Here is a 17,564-nt window from a genome sequence, read left to right as displayed (position 1 = left end):
CAAGGCGAAGTCTTGCACGGAAATCAAAGGCGGTGTCCAAAGTGACTCCGCTCATGTGTACTAGTTGTTTGTTTTTAGAATGGATTCGTTTCGTTATGTCTCGTCCTCTTTTTGGTATAATACGGATTGAATCATAAGTAAGGTGGCATGGAACAATGAAAAGAAAAAGCAAGGGAATGGATCGTTTAATTGCGTTCTTTATAGCAGGAGCGATGGTACTAATCATTTTAGCTATCTTAATGGGAAGCTACTTTTTTGGTTTTATAGGCTTCCTTAGAGTGATGGGAGTGGAGTATGACTCTTACTGGGCCATATGTTTATTTCTATTTTTTATTTTTGTGTTTGGCTCTATCACAGAGCTTTTTTCAAAGGCGCTTATTTTTTTAATGAAGAATGCTAGGATGAACAGAGTATTATTTGTAGCATCTGCAGCTTTTGTGGACATATTTTTTACTTTTCTATCGGTTTATATAGCAGACTTGCTTGTAAGCGGAATCCGTGTATCTATTTTAGCGATGATTATTTTATCCGGTTTATTTTTTTTGTTAGAGAGTGCATTGGATAGTGAGTTTCTACGTAAAAAAACAAGCTGATGAAATTGTTCATCAGCAGCGCATCAACAAAAAAAGTGCATCATATCAAGCTTCAATGCTATTTAAAGAACTCTGTAACATATTTTTTTAAAAAAGTATGTGATTTTTTTCACATATCTCTTGAAAAAGAACAAACATGTTTGTATAATAAGAATTGTAAAAGATATGTGAAACATTTCACAATATATGTGAAAAACTTCACAAATTATATTTTCTATAATCCTAAGGGGGATATCATCTATGAAAATTGCAGTAGTAGGGTGTACACATGCAGGAACAGCAACAGTGAAAAATATGGCAGAACTTTATCCAGAAGCTAAAATTACAGTTTATGAGCGAAATGATAATGTTTCATTTTTGTCTTGTGGAATTGCGCTCTATGTAGGCGGGGTCGTAAAAGATGCAAATGGTTTATTTTACTCTTCACCGTCTGAATTGCAAGAGATGGGTGTAAATATGAAAATGAAACATGAAGTGACGAATATTGATACAGAAGACAAAAAAATAGCGGTGCGAAACTTAGAAACAAACGAAGAATTTGAAGATACATTTGATAAATTAGTGATGACGACTGGATCATGGCCGATTATTCCAAACCTTGAAGGCATCGATTTAAATAATGTTGTGCTTTGTAAAAACTATCAGCATGCTAATCACATTATCGAAAAAGCAAAACAAGCAAAAAAAATCGCCGTAATTGGTGCGGGTTATATTGGTGCAGAATTAGTAGAAGCCTTTGAAGTGTATGGAAAAGAAGTCACGTTCATTGATAGTGCTGATCGTATTTTAAATAAATATCTTGATCCAGAGTTTACAAGCTTGATGGAAACGGAATTTAAAAAGCGGGGAGTTACATTAGCATTAAACCAAGCGGTTACTAAATTTGCAGGCAGCGATGGATCTGTTGAAAAAGTAGTGACAACTGCAGGTGAATATGAAGCGGATCTTGTTATTTTGTGTGTTGGCTTTCGTCCAAACACAGACTTAGTAAAAGGGCAGGTAGACATGCTTCCAAACGGCGCAATTGTGGTTGATGAATATATGCAAACAAGCAAAAAAGATATATTTGCGGCCGGAGATAGCTGTGCGATTTACTACAATCCGATTAAGAAACATGCCTATATTCCGCTTGCTACAAATGCGGTTAGAATGGGAACATTAGTTGCTCAAAACCTTGTTAAACCGACGATCAAGTATATGGGAACACAAGGAACATCAGGCTTGCATATTTATGATTACAATGTTGCATCTACCGGCATAACTGAAACAGCGGCTTCTCTTTTTGATATGAATGTGAAAAGTATCACAATATCAGAAAATAACCGACCAGAATTCATGCCAACGTACGAAAATATTACGTTAAAAGTAGTATATGAAGAAGAAACGAGACGAATTGTAGGTGCACAGGTTATTTCTAAAATTGATGCTACTCAAGCAATTAATACATTGTCCGTATGCGTACAGCAGGAAATGACGATCGATGAGCTTGGCTTTATGGACTTTTTCTTTCAACCCCACTTTAATAAGCCTTGGCATTTCTTAAACCAAGCAGGGCTTCAAGCGCTTCAAGCATAAAAAAGCAGGTGACTACCTGCTTTTTTTATGTGGATTTTATTATCTTTTTTATTTTTATTTTAGCTGGTTTAAAACGAATCCATCCTATGATAAGAAGAATAAAAGGATATAAAGCTCCCATCAAAAAACTATAGGGAATCCACGTTTCGGCTAACCATGTTTTTTGATAGGTAATGGTTGGGTACACAATAATGGAAAAAGTCGTAACAATTAATCCCATCGGTAACGTTAGAAATCGAGTTTCATTGATGTTAAAAATATGACAAAGTCCAGCGATGGAAGCATGAAAATAAAGAGAAACTTTAAAGAAAAGAGTAAGAAACCATATAATGGCAATAATTACCTCGATTCCTTGCAAAAAATTTCCCACCTCAATTCGCTTAGCCATTTCATATACGGGAAACATGGTAGTTGAAGAATGATAAGAACCAATAACGATTATACAAGAAAAAATAACAATTACCATAATAAATCCACCTAGCAGGCTGCCGCTCATTAAAGCTTTAGCTCCTTTTTCAGGTTTTCTTAAATGAAGGGGGAAAATCATCATCAAAGGAGCAAAAGTAAAATAAGTAATGCTAAGAAAGATAAGAACCGAATGAGTCAGCGGTTTTAAGTGAATGTCCATTAAAGGCATAAGATTTTCAAGTTTCATTTGAGGAGTTAGTGAAAAAATAAAAATTCCGAGAAGGCCAACAAACCACGGGAAAAAGATTTCACAGCAGCGTGCAATTGTTTCTAGCCCGAGTCTTGCCCCGAACACAACCACAAGCATAAAAATAATATGAATAGCAAGCAGCGGCGTTTCCATCATAATATGGGTATTTAAAAAACTCCCGACGTAGTATACAATGCGGCTGCACGTTATGACAGTAGATAGGACAAATAAACAAGATACACCTTTTCCTAGATATTTTCCAAATACTACATCATTGATTTCTACCAGATTTTTATCTTTAAATAAAAGTCCGAGAGCTATATATACTTTCACTAATACAAATCCGCATGCTACTCCAAGGATAGCCGGAATCCAAGCGGTTTGCTTAGAATCAACAGTCATAGCCGCTGGAGCAATAACAATTGTGCTTCCAATTGTATAAAGCATAACGAGCATGCGAAATTGAATCGTTGAAATTTTAACTACAGATTTCACGGTATTCACTTCCTCGTCTTACGTATTAAGATAATAAATGAAGTAAAAATATGCTGATTGGCCTGAAGATAGCAGCTGATAAATCAGAAGGATTTGGAACATATAAATCCAGTGCTTTACAGATGCTTACGGACATTCCAATTGCAAGAACTGTGTAGAATAGCCATAATTCTTTCTTCGCTTTTTTTTGCCGTAAGTTAGGTACTTCAGACCAAATGACGAGCGTGCAAACAATAAGTAACCCCAATACCCCTAGCATAGACTAGCTCCTATACATGAATAATTAATGTTATATTTTCCAGAAAAATAACTACTTATACTGAAGGTGCATTCTCTATTAAAGGTTTTTGATTTTTTAGTCGCTGTTCGAAGAATGCTGCTTTTTGTTTTGAATAAATCCTGCAATTAAAAGGAAAAGCGGATATAAGATGCCTACAAGTAAGCTGTAGGGAATCCACGTTTTTGTATCCCAATCTTTTTGATAAGAAACGCTTGGATACACAATAAGGGAAAGTGTAATCATGATGAGTGCGACTGGAAAAGAAAATAGCTTGTAGTCCTTTATATGAAATACATTGGCAAACCCCAAAAGAGTAGCGTAAAAGTAAATGCAAAGCTTAAAAAAGAGAGTAATAAACCACAAAATAGCAATGACCACTTCAATTCCTTGAAGAAAGTTTCCTACATCAATTCTTCTTCCTAATTCATAGCTTGGAAACATGGTGATTTGGGAGTAATAAGGACCAAGCACTAAAATTCCGAGTAAGATTAACGTAACCATCACTAGTCCACCGGCTATATTACCTATATAAAAAGATTGAGTGGACTTTTTTGTGTCTGGTGTATGGGAAGGAAAAATCATAAGCAGAATCGTATAAGTCAAAGAACTCATGCTTAAAAACGTTAAAACAGCCCGAATAAAAGCTTTTGGATGTATTTCGAACACAGGCTGAATATGCTCTATTTTAATTTGCGGAATCATAGACAAAATCAGAAGTCCGAATAATCCGACAAACCAAGGGAATAAAATCTCGGCACTTCGTGCAATAACTTCTATCCCTAGGCGTACTCCTACGATAACCACACCCATAAATGCAATGTGGATGGCTGTAAGCGGCGTGTAGGGAAGAATTTGTGTAGTGAGAAAATTCCCTACATAGTAAAGAACTTGACTGCTGATAAACAAATTGGATAATACAAAAACAGCAGAAACAATCTTTCCAAACAGTTTACCTAAAATTTTTTCGTTCATTTCCATCAGCGTAAGCGTTGGAAACATTTTTCCTAGTGAGGTAAAAAGCAAAACTAAGCCAATTCCTGATGCTACACCGAAAAGTGCTGCAATCCAGGCATCTTGATGAGCATCAGCCGTAATAGCGGCAGGCACAACAATAATTGTGCTTCCGATGCTATATAAAGTTACTAGCTTGCGAAATTGCGCAGCCGAAATATTGATTTCATTAAGCAAAATGAGCACATCCTTTTGCCATATACACGAATTAAGTGATCCAACGGAATAATAAGTGACTTAAAGGCTGAAATATTGCTTCTACCCAATCAGAAGGGTTCGGTAGAGGCAGCCGAAAGATTTTTGCAAGAGCGATCATGATACTGATTGTCATGAATACAATAAAAATTTTCCGTTCTTTTTTATGAGAGTGTTGAGGTAATCTTTTTATTTCCATCCATATAACCCCTGCACAAATGATCAAAAAGGAAAGAAACAAGTGCATGCAGTCAACCCCAATATATTTTGACGTTCAAATAAGCTATTCGTATGATGTCCGCTAAAGAAAGTGATTATACATTTATGTAAAATATAGAAATTATTTCAAGGGATAAAAGATATCATTGGACGCTCTTAAATAATAAAGGAAGTTGTTATGCGGAATATTTACGCAGCTTCAACCTATTGAAACGTCGTATGAATAAGTGGAAAAATGCCACACTATAGAGTGAACAAATGGAAAGGAGCACTATGATGAAAAAATTCCCATATAACAAAGATAAACAACAATCGTTTCAAGCAGCACAGCAGGGGCATAAAGAAGCAGTAGATGCATATGAACAGGCAAATGAAGCTAAAAATGATGCATCCTATGGACATGAAGCGAAGCAAGCGATAGGTGAAGTGAACGAAGCCTCTCAGCAAATCGAGAATGCGCTTGAAAATGCTTCTGAAACACAGCGTCAGCGTTTAACTGAGTTTCAGCAAGACATAAAAGATATGGAAAACGACCTTAATCAATAAAAGAGCCGCTGTTTTACTTACACTTAGAGCAGGTTCACAATAGGGTATAAATTGCAAAAGCAGAAGATAATGAACTTCTGCTTTTTTTATTGGCAGAGTGAATGTAGGTTTCGTGTATATAATGGCTTCTAGCAGTTGTTTGGAGGGCAAGGCGAAGACTCCTATAGGGAAAACAGAATAGGTGAGACCCGGCAGGAGCGGAAGCGAAGGCTTGCACGGAAATCAACAGTAGTGTAACAAATAATCCATCATTCCATTCTTATTTTAAAAGGTATAGAAGTTAAAAAAGTAAGAATCCTAATAAAAACAGAACGATAAGAATGCAAAGGGATTGTGACAGGAAACATGCTAATAAATATACTAATAATGATTGTCGTATTGTACTTCATATATGTATTCGTAACTGCAGTGGTACTGTTTTATGTCCCTTTGCACAAGGGAAAAGACTTAAAAGTAATGAATACTGAGAATTTTTACGGAAAGAAAGAATCCACAGACCGTATTATGCTTTTGGAAAACGGTTATTTTTCAGGGCTTGTTCGGATGCAGATGATTCAAGAAGCGAGGCATACAATCGATATTGCGTACTTTTCCATCGGCAAAGGTCGTTCGTCGGATTTACTTATGGGTGCTTTATTCGAAGCTGCGGACCGAGGTATACGTATTCGAGTGCTGTTAGACGGGATCTCTCATGGGTTAAAAGGCAAGAGAAAAAATGTTCTTTATGCTCTAGCTTTCCACAATAATATTGAATTAAAGTACTATGAGCCCTTTACTATTCTTAAACCTTGGACATGGCATAACCGTCTTCACGATAAAATAATAGTAGTCGATGGCCAATTAGGTATTAGTGGAGGACGAAATATTGGAGATAAATACTTGGCCAGTCAACCGGATAAAAATTTTGTCTATGACCGTGATGTGCTGATTTATAATACAAAGCAAGAAAGTAATAGTGTCATTCTTTCAATGGAGAAGTATGTAGAGAAATTATGGAACCACCCGTATACGCGCAAAGCTTTTCCAAAGCTCAAGAAAACTAAACAATTTCGTGGCCTTTCAGGAAAGAAATTGTTAATAGATCAATACGAAGAGGCCAAAAAAGCAACCGAACCCTTTGTCCATCCCTATATTGTATGGAGAGAATCAACGATGCCTACAAGAAAGGTTTCTTTTATTACAAATCCTATTCAACGAATGAATAAAAGCCCTTTTATATGGAAAACGTTTATTAAGCTTTCCGAGCAAGCTGAAAAATCCATTGTCGTTCAAAGTCCTTATATTGTACCAACAAAAGAGATGGAACAGTATATAGATAAGTCAGTAAAATCTAAAGTGCAAAGAATTATTTTAACGAATTCTATTACGTCCACTCCGAATGCTATGGCTTTTTCTGCATACTTAGGAGTAAAAAATCGGGTCATAAAAGCGGCTTCAAAGCTTTATGAATATCAACAGCCTTATTCCATTCACGGGAAATCCGTTGTTTACGACCAGCGTTTGAGCGCAGTTGGTTCTTTTAACTTAGATTCACGTTCTGTATTTTTAAATACTGAATCTATGGTTATGATAGATAGTGAAGAATTTGCAGCAGAGCTAACAGGGGCTATTGAAACTAAAATTTCTCACAGTACGCTTGTGGGAAATGAGGGGGAACCTGTGGATTTTAATACGGATTCTCAAAAAAACGTGCCTCCTGTAAAATCTGCACTCCTCCATATTCTTTCAGTCTTCACGCGATTTTGGAGACATTTTGTATAGTTCTGCACTTTTCCTAAAAAAGTGCTTTTGCAGAAAGCTTATAAAAATAAATGGTAGAGGATAAAAGGTGCTGCAACTGGTGGTGGGAAGTGTGAAAAGCTGTGATATGCCTCACAGTTTTTTTGAAGTCGCCAGTACTAGTCATGATTCATAAAAAGACCTATTGACGAAATTCCATATATGTTTTATTATAATATAGCGTCGTCAATAAACGAGGTTCTTTTGAAGAAATCATTTCTAGGGGCATAGTTTAAAGGTAGAACTACGGTCTCCAAAACCGTCAGTGTGGGTTCGATTCCTACTGCCCCTGCCATTTTGGAGTTATTTTTCAATTCACACGCGGGTGTGGCGGAATTGGCAGACGCGCTAGACTTAGGATCTAGTGTCTTATGACGTGGGGGTTCAAGTCCCTTCACCCGCATCTTTACTTATATATATTGCGCGGAAGTAGTTCAGTGGTAGAACACCACCTTGCCAAGGTGGGGGTCGCGAGTTCGAACCTCGTCTTCCGCTTCTTTTCAAAAGCAGTTTGCATGTGCAAACTGCTTTTTTTGTTGTAGAAATAAAGATTTTTACTATGCTGTTTTTAATTAGAAATAGTTTATTCAATCAGTGCTGCTTATACGTATTGTTTTCGTGAATATACACATATTATTGGGGTTACATTAAAAGCTAATGAACGATACGTGAAGACGTCTAATATGGTTTTTAAGATAGGGGAGAGTCCTATGGAATCTAGTTGGTTTTCAATTATACCGTTTTTAATTGTTATTCCAATAGCTATTTTCACCAAACAAGTGCTGCCAGGGTTGTTTTTAGGCTTATTAGTAGGCGCTTATTTGATTGATCATTCGATTGTCGGAGGTGTTGAAAAGTTACTTCACTACGTTGTACAAGCTCTTAGAAATAAAAGTAATATAGAAATCGTTGTCTTTTTATACGCGTTTTCAGGGCTTATCGGAATGATTAAGATGGCTGGAGGAGTTAAAGGTTTTGTGGAAACAGCTGCAGAAAGAATTGATACAAGAAAAAAAGCTCTTATTTTAACCTATGTTTCAACCATTGGAACATTCAGTGCTCCCACCTTTCGTTTTGTGACGATCGCGCCCATTATGAGAGCGCTGCTGAAAAAAGTGAAAATGACGACAGCAGAGCTAGGGTTTGTTATTGAAACAACTGCTACTCCTGTTATCGTCTTAATTCCCGTGGCAACGGCATTTGTAGGATATATGGTCTCAATCATTCAAATGGCAATTGATCATCAAGGCATAAAACAAGACGCTTATTCTTTGTTTATTCAAAGCATTCCTTATAATTTCTTTTCGATTGTGATTATTTTAGTAGGGATTTATTTCAGCTTTTTTCATCATTCAACGTCTACGGCTCCTATGAAGCTCGAGGAAGAAGACGAAAAAGATTGGCATGATTGTCATCCTTGCGTCTCGAAGGATTTGCCTTCTAAGCCTTGGAATTTGTTAGTACCTTTACTTGTTGTGATTTCACTTACCTTACTTTTAACATGGTGGAGTGGACATCGTAAGAGTCACAGCTTTTTTGAAGCATTTATTAAAGCAGACGTGTTAGAAGCGATGGTAGTAGCTTTAATTATGACTACGTTAATTACCCTCATTTTTTTCTTGTTTCAGCGCTTTACATTACAGAATTTGCTTAATGGTTTTATCACAGGAGGCAATGACTTGATGTCCGTTATTTTGTTGTTATCGGTAGTATGGGGATTATCCGCTGTTACAGAAGACTTAGGTTTTTCAAATTTCGTGACGGCACATTCTAAGTGGATTCCTCAAATGTTTGTCACTCCGTTCATGTTTATCTTTGGAGCCGCTATTTCTTACTTTATCGGATCTGCTTGGGGAACGTGGGGGATTTTAATGCCGCTTGGCGTATCGCTTGCAAGTTCTGCAGATCTTTCTTTGCCGTTAATTATCGGTGCGGTGTTTGCGAGCGGTTCCTTTGGAGCGTTTTCTTCACCTTTAAGCGATGATACGAATACCATCGCCAAAATATTAGATTTATCTGTTATTGAATATGCCAAATATAAATTAAAGCCAGCTTTAATTGCAGCGGGAATAACAGTTGCTTTCTATCTTGTTGTATCTTTCTTATTTTGAATGAGAAAAATAGCCGTCTAGTATCAATTTTTCATTTTTTTAAATTTAAAGTATGCATACAGTCCTAATGACAGGCACACTAGCATGATACAAGTAAGCGGAAATAAGATGGTATTAACAAAATGATCATAAAACCATATATACACGCACATCACCTCAATAATTTTAACGCCATTTTTTCTATTTAGTAGAGATACACTATCTGTGCTGCTTCTTCCTATTCTTCAAAAAGGCGATAATCAGAAGCAGTAGGGGTAAGATAGAAAATAGCGGCATATGCAAAAGAAATCTCGCTACGTGCAGTCCTTCATAAAGGTGTTCTTGAAAATTACTAGCGATTGTAATCGACAAAAACAGCACAATGATGCCTAAAGGATACGCTAGACGTGAAGGAGATTTAATTTTAAATAAAGTAGCTGTACCTATTATAGAAGCATAAAACAAGATGCTAACTTTGAAATAAATCCCAATCACCATAGCGAACATAAAAAATACATCTAGACGCTCTAAAAAATCAGCTACTTGGATCGTTTGGACAGTACTAAGAAGAGGGAACTGTGATCTTGTCGTCAGATCAACTCCAAGCACGCTAATGTTAATAATCATCGTAATAATTAGATTAATTCCGCTTAATCCCGTTGCACATAGCATGGTCACACTTGCTTTTTTTGGGTTGCTTAAGTAAGGAAGAAGCATAGTAAATACAATAGCTTCTGTGAAAGGAAAATATAGCGTTTCGGTCAAAGCAACTTTGGCAACAGGAAGTATTCCTTCTTTTAATACCGGCTGCAAGTTCTTAAAATCAACTAATCCTGAGCTAATAATTAAGATGAAGCCTGCAATAGCTAGAAAATACATAAAAATAAACAGAAGCTCTCCCGACCGGGCTATCGCTTCAATTCCTTTTCGGGTTATATAGATAATGACCAGCATCAATAAGGCATTGGCAATAAATAAAGGCGTATCCGGATAAGCAAAAGTAAGAAGCATTTCTCCGAAATCTCTTAGAACTCGTGATGCATCGTATAAAAAATAGACAATATATACGAATGCAAGAAGTGTTCCCAGTGCCTTACCTAAAATTTTCTGCATGTATTCTGTAGGGAGGAGGTCCGGATAGTAGGAATAGAGCTTATGATAGACTAAGAAGAAAAAAAAGCTGCACAGCATTCCAATTAAAATAGCTAGCCATGCATCTTGCTTCGCTCTCATTGCAAGAGGAACTAATAAAGCGCTCCCCAGTTCGAATAATACCATGAGAATGAATAATTGAGTGGCGCTGATTCTTGCTTTTTCCATATAGCCAGAACCTCCTTACCTCATTGTTGTTTTTCTTTTACGCTAGAGAGAAACGATTTATTGCGCAGACCCGTTCGGCGAATGTAAGCTTCTACTGTAACGTCTACATCTAATTTTGGGAAATAAACGTCATCCCATTCTGATTTGAATTTTTCCCACTGATTGGGGCGCGTGCGTTCCAGTGCTTCTCCAAACCCAAAGATGTCAACTTTGTCTGTCTGAGCTTGTTTAATAGCTGTTTGTAATTCTTTTTTTATTTCTTTACCTGCAGCTTTTTCCATTTTTTTGATTACAGCAGGTTGACGTGTATCAACAGGGACCTCCACTTCTCCAAGATCGCCTTCTACGCGAGTGTGAACGGACACGTAAGGTTTTCCTTTTACCATTTTTACAGATACATCCGTTTTTTGACGAACTGTTTGATAGGCAAGCGCTTCTTTTTTTCCTTTCCAGTCTACATTAATATCGGTTCCTTGTATTTTATCAAGAATCCAAACGCTGCCTCTGGCTGGACTATTGTACAACCAGTCGATTAACTTTCCATTTTTAAAAACAGCAATGCCAGAAGCACGAAGGGTAGCTTCTGGTGCGCTTTGCTGGAGGTTATCTAATTTTTCTGCTTGTTGAGGATTTCCAACTAAACGAAAACCCGAGACCAATGCTTCTCCTCCGGGTGATTCGAGAGATCTCATCACTTCTTGAAAGGAAACCTTTAGATTTTCTCCCCATTTTCTTTGAGTGAACTCCAGCGTTTTCATAATTTTGTTTGCTGGAATTTTATCGACAGGCGTTAGTGCTTTTACCAAATCAGCAGCACTTGACTGGTTTGCGATTACTAAGGAAGTCGTAATTCTAAACTCAGGATCGCGATCAATAGAATCAATAAGAATGTTAATTCCTTCTTCACGCGCTAGCTTTTCTCCGATCACGACTAAGTTGGTATGGGCATAATAAAGTCTTCGGGAAATTCTAGCCGAAGCGCGTCTGCTTGCTTCAACTAAATTATCACCGGAAGCAGAATAGATCGTAACAGGCGGACTTTGGGTACCGCCGCCCCCTTGTAACCCAGCTACGTTTCCCGGGTTAATAATTTGAAAGGTAAGCTCATACCGCCCGTCTTTCGTTTTATCAATGCCCATTGCTGATACAAATGCAAGATCCGTTAACTCTTTTTTACTCCAGCAGCTAGTAAGCAATACCATCATTATGGTCATTAGCAGTAAAAATAAACTTTTACGTTTCATTTTGATCACCTTTTTCAAGTTCCTGGTTAATCATACCTCTTGAAGAAGGAGGCTCAGGCTTTTGATGTTTGCTTTGACGAACTTTGTTATCACTAATTAATTTAGGTCTTCTTCTCATCGTCCACCAAGGTAACCGCAGCAATGTATCTTCATTGCTTGCAGGAATAAAGGGTGCCAATGGGGTCATGTAAGGAACACCAAATGAACGTAAGCTGCACAGATGTCCAACCCCCATTAAAAGAATAAGGATAATGCCATAGAAACCGAATGTAGCCGCTCCTAGTATAAATAAAAAACGAATTAAACGCGCTGAAATAGCCATATCGAAAGACGGTGTGGCAAAGCTAGCAATGGCTGTAATGGATACGATAATAACCATAGCTGGTGAAACGATTCCCGCTTGAACTGCTGCTTGCCCAATAACAAGAGCTCCAACGATCGATACAGCTGAGCCGATAGCTTTTGGTAAACGAATCCCTGCTTCACGCAAAATTTCAAAGGTGACTTCCATAAAAAAAGCTTCCACGAACGCGGGAAATGGAACAGATTCTCGCTGTGCTGCAAGAGCTACAATAAGCGTTGTAGGTACCATCTCTTGATGAAATGTTGTAACCGCTACATACGTAGCAGGCGCGATAAGTGAAATCATAAACATAAACACCCGCAAAAGACGAATGGACGTGGCAATATCAAAGCGTGCGTAGTAATCTTCAGCCGATTGGAAAAATTGAATGAACAACGCTGGAGCAATAAGGACAAAAGGAGTTCCGTCCACAAAAATAGCAATTCTTCCTTCCAAAAGGTTACCTGCCACCACGTCGGGTCTTTCTGTGTTATAAATAGTGGGAAAAGGAGTGATTGTTTGATCTTCAATCAGCTGCTCAACATAACCTGATTCCAAAATACTATCAATATCAATGTTTTTTAATCGCTTTCGAATTTCTTTTACAACTTTATCGTTTGCGATGCCATGAATATACATAACAGTGACATCCGTTTTAGTTACCCGGCCAATCTTCATCGACTCTAGCCATAAGTCAGGTGTTTTAATAATTCGGCGCACCATAGCTAAGTTTGTGCCAATAGACTCAGTAAAGGCGCCTTTTGGTCCCCGCACTACCATTTCTGTAGTAGATTCTGCAATGGCACGCTTTTCACCGCCTTGTGTACTCACGCTGAGTACGCGGTTTATGCCATCGACAATAAGAAGGCTGTCTCCTGACATCAAAGAAGACAGTAAATCATTCCAGTTATCTGCAAACGATACGTTGCCGATTGTGACGATGTCTTCGGAGATTAACTCTAATGCATTTTGATCGTTCAGGTCATTTTTTTGATTATCTTTCATCAGAGACTGCAGTAAGTAATCTTGAATAGCCTGATTATCTACAATTCCTTCTATATAGACGATAGCAGCAGCTAAGCTGTTATTGCTGCCTATTTTAAAATGACGAATCACAATATCTGAGCTGTTTCCAGTTTTCTCTTTAATGAGGGTAAGGTTCTCAGACAGCAGATTCTTAAGAGAAGAAGCTGTTTGTTCGCTGTTTGTTTGATCTGCCTGAGGTTCAAGCTTATTTTTAGATTTTTGATTTTTAAAAAACGAAGGCATAAATGAAAGCACCCTTACTATAGTTTTTGTTAATTTGACCAAAAACCGTATAGTTATGTAATTTTTAACAAAATATCTTTTGCATGACGGTAAATGAAAATGACGACCCTATGAGGTAAGTAACGATTAGGTAAGGAGTGAAAGGAATGAAAATTATTGGAGTTAGCCTGCTGCTATTCGGATCTGTGATTGCTCTTTCTGTAGGAATTGATCTTTTTCAAGGAGCGAACGTACTGCAGGCACTATACAATGCTTTAAGCCCGTTTCGTGTAATGGAAGTGGCCGAATTATTTGTCCTTTTTTCTCTTTTGTTTTTCTTTTTCGCAGAGTCACTTTACCTTGTTTTAAAGAAGCGTCAACAAAAGCACTAGTAACTTGGTGCAAAGAGGTTTTTATCTCTTCACTATCGAAACAAGCGTATAGAAAGATAGCTTTGAGATAGGGGAGAACCACATGAACATTGAGACTAGCAGACTACTAATACGCAAATTTAAATATGAAGATTGGCAAGATGTCTACACATATACATCTGATGCTAATGTCATGAAGTACATACCAGAAGGCGTTTTTAGTAAGGATGATGCGAAGAAATTTGTAAATGAAAATACGAAAGAAAACGTTAAAAATTTTCTAGTTGTATTAAAAAACGAAAAAATCTTAATTGGTCATATCGTCTTTTTTACCTATTTTGGGGACCATACTTATGAAATTGGCTGGGTATTTAATTACCTCTATCATCAGAAAGGATATGCGTCAGAAGCGGCAAAAGCAATCGTGGACTATGGCTTTAATACCATGAAACTGCATCGGGTTATTGCTACTTGTCAACCTGAGAATATGTCTTCTTATCGTGTTATGGAGAAGATCGGGATGAGAAGAGAAGGGTATTTCAAAAAATGTATTCCAACTGAAAAAGGATGGTGGGATGAATATTATTACGCGATTTTAAAGGAAGAGTGGAAATGAGCTTTACTCTTACGGAATTACATTTTCCGAGTTGTAAAGACGAAAACAAGCCCAATTTTTTAAAAAATGAGCAGGACAGCAAACCAAAACGTCTAGGCAGACATACAATAACCTATCCATGAGAAACACCCCATGTTTGAACCTTCTTTGTTTTAGCAACAGAAAATTACGTTGAAAGGGAGTGCTTGTATGTCTAATGCTGGATGTGGATTTGGTTCTGGTTTCGCTTTATTAGTTGTATTATTTATTCTATTAGTAATCATCGGATGTAGTTGTTATAGCGGTGGTTATGGTGGCGGCTACGGCTGCTAATTATATCACTGAATAGCCTAAAGAAATTTCTTTAGGCTTTTTTGTGTTTAAAACGTCCGTTAGCTTTTAAGGGAATTACATGCTCACTAGCAGCTATGATGAACGGTTGAACAATTAAAAACCCTATTACGATTCATATCTGCTATACTTTTAATAAAGATAATAACGCTTACATTTATGAAGAAGCAAACAAAAAAGAGAGGGCATAAGGTGAACTTTCCTATTTCGAAAAGTATTACAACTAAATATCTTCTTTTATTTACGGTTATTTTAATTGTACCGGGCATCATCATTTATTACATCATTACAGGTTATGCAAGCAAAATTATTAAAGAAGATGTAAAGGTTCAAAACATTGCAAGTAAAGATATTATAGCTAAAAGGCTGAATTCAGAAATTGAGCATGTGGCTTCGCAGCTGCAGCTTATTGCAGGAGAGGGGCTAGAGTCAGATCTTAACATAAATAGAATGTATAACCGAGCTAAACAAGCAAATTCACAAAGTTCAGTTATTCATTCCATTTACTATATCAATGAACAAAAACGCGTAAAGTTTGAAACGCCTTTTGCTTCAAGTCAAAACAATTTAATTTATCATCACCCTAATTTTACCCAGGTGTATTGGACACATACGTACGCTTTATCGGATCTTATTCAAAATTATCGTCATCAAAAAGTAGTAACCATTTCTGTACCCGTTCTTACTAAGGATAAAGAATTTAAAGGAATTATTGTTGCAGAACTAAGCCGGGATTATTTATCAGAGGTGTTAAAAAGCGTCAGCCTGTCACGAGGACACTTCGGTTTTTTAGCAGATCGCAAAGGAAATGTCATCGCATCTACAAGCGATAAGCAGCTTAACAAGAAGTTTTCAGTAGACAAAATACCAAACGTTTCTGGCTATACTCAAATAAATCATAATGGACAAGAGAGTTTAGCAGCTTATCAAACGAACCAAGAAGGCTGGAACTTGGTTTATGGTGTACCGACTAACGTAGCCTTTTCTCCTTTACATAAATTATCTCTTTTACTGCGTGTTAGTTTTATTAGTATATTGCTGCTTGCTTTATTTTTTATATGGTTAGGCATCAAAAATATTTTACAGCCAATCGTAAAGCTTACAAGCTATGCAAAAACGTACCGGAATTCTCAAACGTTCGTGCCATTAAATAAAGAAGCGCCGGCAAGGGATGATGAGCTGAGTATATTGACACGTACAATTATTGAAATGGGAAATAGCAATTATGAAAAACAAAAAATGCTTGAGCAAAGTGAGAGATACCTTCACGATGTATTAGAAGGAATTCCTTATGGAATTATTACAATTGACCCGAGGAGTAAAATTACATACGTGAATCAGCAGTTTGAAAGAATGGTTGCTTTTCAGCGTCAGGACATGATTGGTGTTAACTTAGAAGATTTACCAATAAAATCGGAAAGCGTAGATTTTATTTTGCTTCACACATTGGCATCGGGAAAAGACATGGAAGAGGTAGAAAGCTATATTCTCGATTCAGACGGCAGAAAAAGAATTGTTAAAGTTACGACCTCTACTTTTTATACCGACACAAGTGAAGTGATGGGGATTATCGCGGTCATGCAAGATATTACCGAAATAAAGCAGTTACAGCTAAGACTGCAGCAAAGTGATAAGCTGGCGTCTATTGGGCAAATTACGGCAGGAATTGCCCACGAAATAAAGAATCCTCTAGCCATTTTATCAGGATCAGCTGAACTTTTGCTAGATGAAGCGGAAGAAAGCGCCTGCTCAGAAGAAGTAAAAGAGCTTGCTGCGGATGTATTCATCGTTGTAAACCGTCTCAAAGAGATTACAAATAATTTTCTTAATTTTGCAAACATGAGTCAAAAGGAAAAGAAGGAAGTGTCACTTGTACAAGTGTTAGAAGAAGTGTTTCATTTACTGCGTTTAAAGTGTAATGAAGCAAACATTAGCATTGTAAAAGACTTTGAGGAAAAATGTTTGATTGCAGGGGTCTATGATCAATTGATTCAAGTGTTTTTAAATATTGTCTTAAACGCAATGGAAGCAATGGATGAGGGCGGGTATATTATCGCTTCCATTCAAACGATGAATATGAACGAAGAATATGTGGTTGTTCGTATAGAAGATACGGGTTCAGGCATTAACAAGCAGGACTTAGAGTGGCTGTTTAATCCCTTTTACTCAACGAAAGAAACAGGTTCAGGACTAGGGTTAACGATTGCAAGAGATATTGTAAAAGAACATGGAGGAGAATTATTTATTGAAAGTATAGAAGGCAAAATTTGTTATTCCGTTTTATTTGTTTATCGTGTTTATTTCATTCGTCACAGCCGCGGATTCTAACATGGAAGCGATGGGCGGAATCAGTTCATCGGGGATTTCTCCTCAAAGTCCGTCTCCGGGCATTATGATTAAAGTAGTATGGGGTGTCACCGTAAGTTTGGTAGGTTGGGTGATGATTAGTTTTGCAAAACTAGACGGAATTAAAATGTTAGCCAATCTAGGAGGAGTTCCTGCACTGTTTTTAGGTATAGGTGTTCTTATTGCATTAGTCAAAATTGCTCAAAATCCAGCCAAATACGATCGAACTACAAAGGTAGATAAAAATGCTGCGATTAAAGAAGCGGATGAAACAAAAGCCGTATAAATAAAAGCAAGGAGAACTT

At 37.2% G+C, this 17,564-nt stretch carries 17 protein-coding genes and 3 tRNA genes; 13 read left to right on the top strand and 7 right to left on the bottom strand.

Translation table 11 applies throughout. From position 1 onward, the window contains the following. The first annotated feature begins 155 nt into the window (after window positions 1-155). Window positions 156-593 carry a YrvL family regulatory protein gene (locus AC1VNJ_RS24895; RefSeq protein WP_033578903.1) on the top strand — a complete coding sequence of 146 codons (438 nt, stop codon included), beginning with the start codon at window positions 156-158 and terminating at the stop codon, window positions 591-593. A 240-nt stretch (window positions 594-833) separates the two neighbouring features. Continuing rightward, entirely contained in the window at window positions 834-2,168 is a 1,335-nt protein-coding gene (locus AC1VNJ_RS24890; RefSeq protein ID WP_482641504.1) for an FAD-dependent oxidoreductase, read from the top strand. Window positions 2,169-2,193: 25 nt separating this feature from the next. Here the strand turns inward: AC1VNJ_RS24890 and AC1VNJ_RS24885 are convergent, their stop codons facing one another. From AC1VNJ_RS24885 to AC1VNJ_RS24870, 4 genes are all read right to left on the bottom strand, one after another. Continuing rightward, the gene (locus AC1VNJ_RS24885; RefSeq protein WP_482641503.1) at window positions 2,194-3,321 is read right to left on the bottom strand and encodes a GerAB/ArcD/ProY family transporter; all 1,128 of its coding nucleotides are present in this window, start codon (window positions 3,319-3,321) and stop codon (window positions 2,194-2,196) included. A 25-nt stretch (window positions 3,322-3,346) separates the two neighbouring features. Beyond that, on the bottom strand, window positions 3,347-3,580 hold the full coding sequence (locus AC1VNJ_RS24880) for a hypothetical protein (protein WP_482641502.1): 234 nt from the start codon (window positions 3,578-3,580) through the stop codon (window positions 3,347-3,349). A 96-nt stretch (window positions 3,581-3,676) separates the two neighbouring features. After that, window positions 3,677-4,798 (bottom strand): GerAB/ArcD/ProY family transporter, encoded by a 1,122-nt coding sequence (locus AC1VNJ_RS24875; protein WP_235918753.1) that lies wholly within the window; start codon window positions 4,796-4,798, stop codon window positions 3,677-3,679. A gap of 22 nt (window positions 4,799-4,820) precedes the next feature. Beyond that, the gene (locus AC1VNJ_RS24870) at window positions 4,821-5,006 is read right to left on the bottom strand and encodes a hypothetical protein (protein WP_482641501.1); all 186 of its coding nucleotides are present in this window, start codon (window positions 5,004-5,006) and stop codon (window positions 4,821-4,823) included. 296 nt (window positions 5,007-5,302) lie between these two features. On the opposite strand from AC1VNJ_RS24870, the gene AC1VNJ_RS24865 reads away from it, so the two are divergent. From AC1VNJ_RS24865 to AC1VNJ_RS24840, 6 genes are all read left to right on the top strand, one after another. Then, on the top strand, window positions 5,303-5,572 hold the full coding sequence (locus AC1VNJ_RS24865; RefSeq protein WP_014460213.1) for a hypothetical protein: 270 nt from the start codon (window positions 5,303-5,305) through the stop codon (window positions 5,570-5,572). Between the two features lie 366 nt (window positions 5,573-5,938). Then, window positions 5,939-7,333 carry a phospholipase D-like domain-containing protein gene (locus AC1VNJ_RS24860; RefSeq protein ID WP_482641515.1) on the top strand — a complete coding sequence of 465 codons (1,395 nt, stop codon included), beginning with the start codon at window positions 5,939-5,941 and terminating at the stop codon, window positions 7,331-7,333. A gap of 239 nt (window positions 7,334-7,572) precedes the next feature. Continuing rightward, window positions 7,573-7,646: transfer RNA gene (locus tag AC1VNJ_RS24855), tRNA-Trp, on the top strand. Between the two features lie 26 nt (window positions 7,647-7,672). Further along, window positions 7,673-7,754: transfer RNA gene (locus AC1VNJ_RS24850), tRNA-Leu, on the top strand. 20 nt (window positions 7,755-7,774) lie between these two features. Continuing rightward, window positions 7,775-7,846: transfer RNA gene (locus tag AC1VNJ_RS24845), tRNA-Gly, on the top strand. A 215-nt stretch (window positions 7,847-8,061) separates the two neighbouring features. Next, window positions 8,062-9,462 carry a Na+/H+ antiporter NhaC family protein gene (locus tag AC1VNJ_RS24840; RefSeq protein ID WP_049164418.1) on the top strand — a complete coding sequence of 467 codons (1,401 nt, stop codon included), beginning with the start codon at window positions 8,062-8,064 and terminating at the stop codon, window positions 9,460-9,462. Between the two features lie 198 nt (window positions 9,463-9,660). Here AC1VNJ_RS24840 and AC1VNJ_RS24835 read toward each other — a convergent pair whose 3' ends face one another. From AC1VNJ_RS24835 to AC1VNJ_RS24825, 3 genes are read right to left on the bottom strand one after another with little or no spacing between them, the layout of a single operon-like run. Beyond that, window positions 9,661-10,761 (bottom strand): GerAB/ArcD/ProY family transporter, encoded by a 1,101-nt coding sequence (locus tag AC1VNJ_RS24835; RefSeq protein WP_482641500.1) that lies wholly within the window; start codon window positions 10,759-10,761, stop codon window positions 9,661-9,663. A 20-nt stretch (window positions 10,762-10,781) separates the two neighbouring features. Further along, window positions 10,782-12,005, bottom strand: a complete 1,224-nt coding sequence (locus tag AC1VNJ_RS24830) for a Ger(x)C family spore germination protein (RefSeq protein WP_328141474.1) — start codon at window positions 12,003-12,005, stop codon at window positions 10,782-10,784. Next, on the bottom strand, window positions 11,995-13,617 hold the full coding sequence (locus AC1VNJ_RS24825; RefSeq protein ID WP_482641499.1) for a spore germination protein: 1,623 nt from the start codon (window positions 13,615-13,617) through the stop codon (window positions 11,995-11,997). The genes AC1VNJ_RS24830 and AC1VNJ_RS24825 overlap by 11 nt, the downstream gene beginning before the upstream one ends. A 146-nt stretch (window positions 13,618-13,763) precedes the next feature. On the opposite strand from AC1VNJ_RS24825, the gene AC1VNJ_RS24820 reads away from it, so the two are divergent. From AC1VNJ_RS24820 to AC1VNJ_RS24800, 5 genes are all read left to right on the top strand, one after another. Next, window positions 13,764-13,988, top strand: coding sequence for a YczF family membrane protein (locus AC1VNJ_RS24820; protein ID WP_028413440.1), 225 nt, complete (start codon window positions 13,764-13,766; stop codon window positions 13,986-13,988). Window positions 13,989-14,070: 82 nt separating this feature from the next. Next, the gene (locus AC1VNJ_RS24815; RefSeq protein WP_482641498.1) at window positions 14,071-14,583 is read left to right on the top strand and encodes a GNAT family N-acetyltransferase; all 513 of its coding nucleotides are present in this window, start codon (window positions 14,071-14,073) and stop codon (window positions 14,581-14,583) included. A 189-nt stretch (window positions 14,584-14,772) separates the two neighbouring features. Further along, a complete protein-coding gene (locus tag AC1VNJ_RS24810; RefSeq protein WP_013056948.1) occupies window positions 14,773-14,895 on the top strand; it encodes a YjcZ family sporulation protein in 123 nt (40 codons plus the stop codon). A gap of 210 nt (window positions 14,896-15,105) precedes the next feature. After that, window positions 15,106-17,241 carry a sensor histidine kinase gene (locus tag AC1VNJ_RS24805; protein WP_482641497.1) on the top strand — a complete coding sequence of 712 codons (2,136 nt, stop codon included), beginning with the start codon at window positions 15,106-15,108 and terminating at the stop codon, window positions 17,239-17,241. Beyond that, a complete protein-coding gene (locus AC1VNJ_RS24800; protein ID WP_482641496.1) occupies window positions 17,207-17,545 on the top strand; it encodes a BCCT family transporter in 339 nt (112 codons plus the stop codon). The genes AC1VNJ_RS24805 and AC1VNJ_RS24800 overlap by 35 nt, the downstream gene beginning before the upstream one ends. Window positions 17,546-17,564 lie beyond the last annotated feature (19 nt).

The sequence above is a fragment of the Priestia sp. 3CA3 genome (assembly GCF_056836725.1).
Note: the sequence above shows the minus strand (reverse complement) of the source record. Positions and strands in the feature narration are given on the sequence as shown.

Excerpts from the sequence above, each read along its gene's own strand:
- AC1VNJ_RS24895 (WP_033578903.1), top strand. The coding sequence starts at position 156 with ATGAAAAGAAAAAGCAAGGGAATGGATCGTTTAATTGCGTTCTTTATA.
- AC1VNJ_RS24890 (WP_482641504.1), top strand. The coding sequence starts at position 834 with ATGAAAATTGCAGTAGTAGGGTGTACACATGCAGGAACAGCAACAGTG.
- AC1VNJ_RS24880 (WP_482641502.1), bottom strand. The coding sequence starts at position 3,580 with ATGCTAGGGGTATTGGGGTTACTTATTGTTTGCACGCTCGTCATTTGG.
- AC1VNJ_RS24870 (WP_482641501.1), bottom strand. The coding sequence starts at position 5,006 with ATGGAAATAAAAAGATTACCTCAACACTCTCATAAAAAAGAACGGAAA.
- AC1VNJ_RS24865 (WP_014460213.1), top strand. The coding sequence starts at position 5,303 with ATGAAAAAATTCCCATATAACAAAGATAAACAACAATCGTTTCAAGCA.
- AC1VNJ_RS24860 (WP_482641515.1), top strand. The coding sequence starts at position 5,939 with ATGATTGTCGTATTGTACTTCATATATGTATTCGTAACTGCAGTGGTA.
- AC1VNJ_RS24840 (WP_049164418.1), top strand. The coding sequence starts at position 8,062 with ATGGAATCTAGTTGGTTTTCAATTATACCGTTTTTAATTGTTATTCCA.
- AC1VNJ_RS24835 (WP_482641500.1), bottom strand. The coding sequence starts at position 10,761 with ATGGAAAAAGCAAGAATCAGCGCCACTCAATTATTCATTCTCATGGTA.
- AC1VNJ_RS24830 (WP_328141474.1), bottom strand. The coding sequence starts at position 12,005 with ATGAAACGTAAAAGTTTATTTTTACTGCTAATGACCATAATGATGGTA.
- AC1VNJ_RS24825 (WP_482641499.1), bottom strand. The coding sequence starts at position 13,617 with ATGCCTTCGTTTTTTAAAAATCAAAAATCTAAAAATAAGCTTGAACCT.
- AC1VNJ_RS24820 (WP_028413440.1), top strand. The coding sequence starts at position 13,764 with ATGAAAATTATTGGAGTTAGCCTGCTGCTATTCGGATCTGTGATTGCT.
- AC1VNJ_RS24815 (WP_482641498.1), top strand. The coding sequence starts at position 14,071 with ATGAACATTGAGACTAGCAGACTACTAATACGCAAATTTAAATATGAA.
- AC1VNJ_RS24810 (WP_013056948.1), top strand. The coding sequence starts at position 14,773 with ATGTCTAATGCTGGATGTGGATTTGGTTCTGGTTTCGCTTTATTAGTT.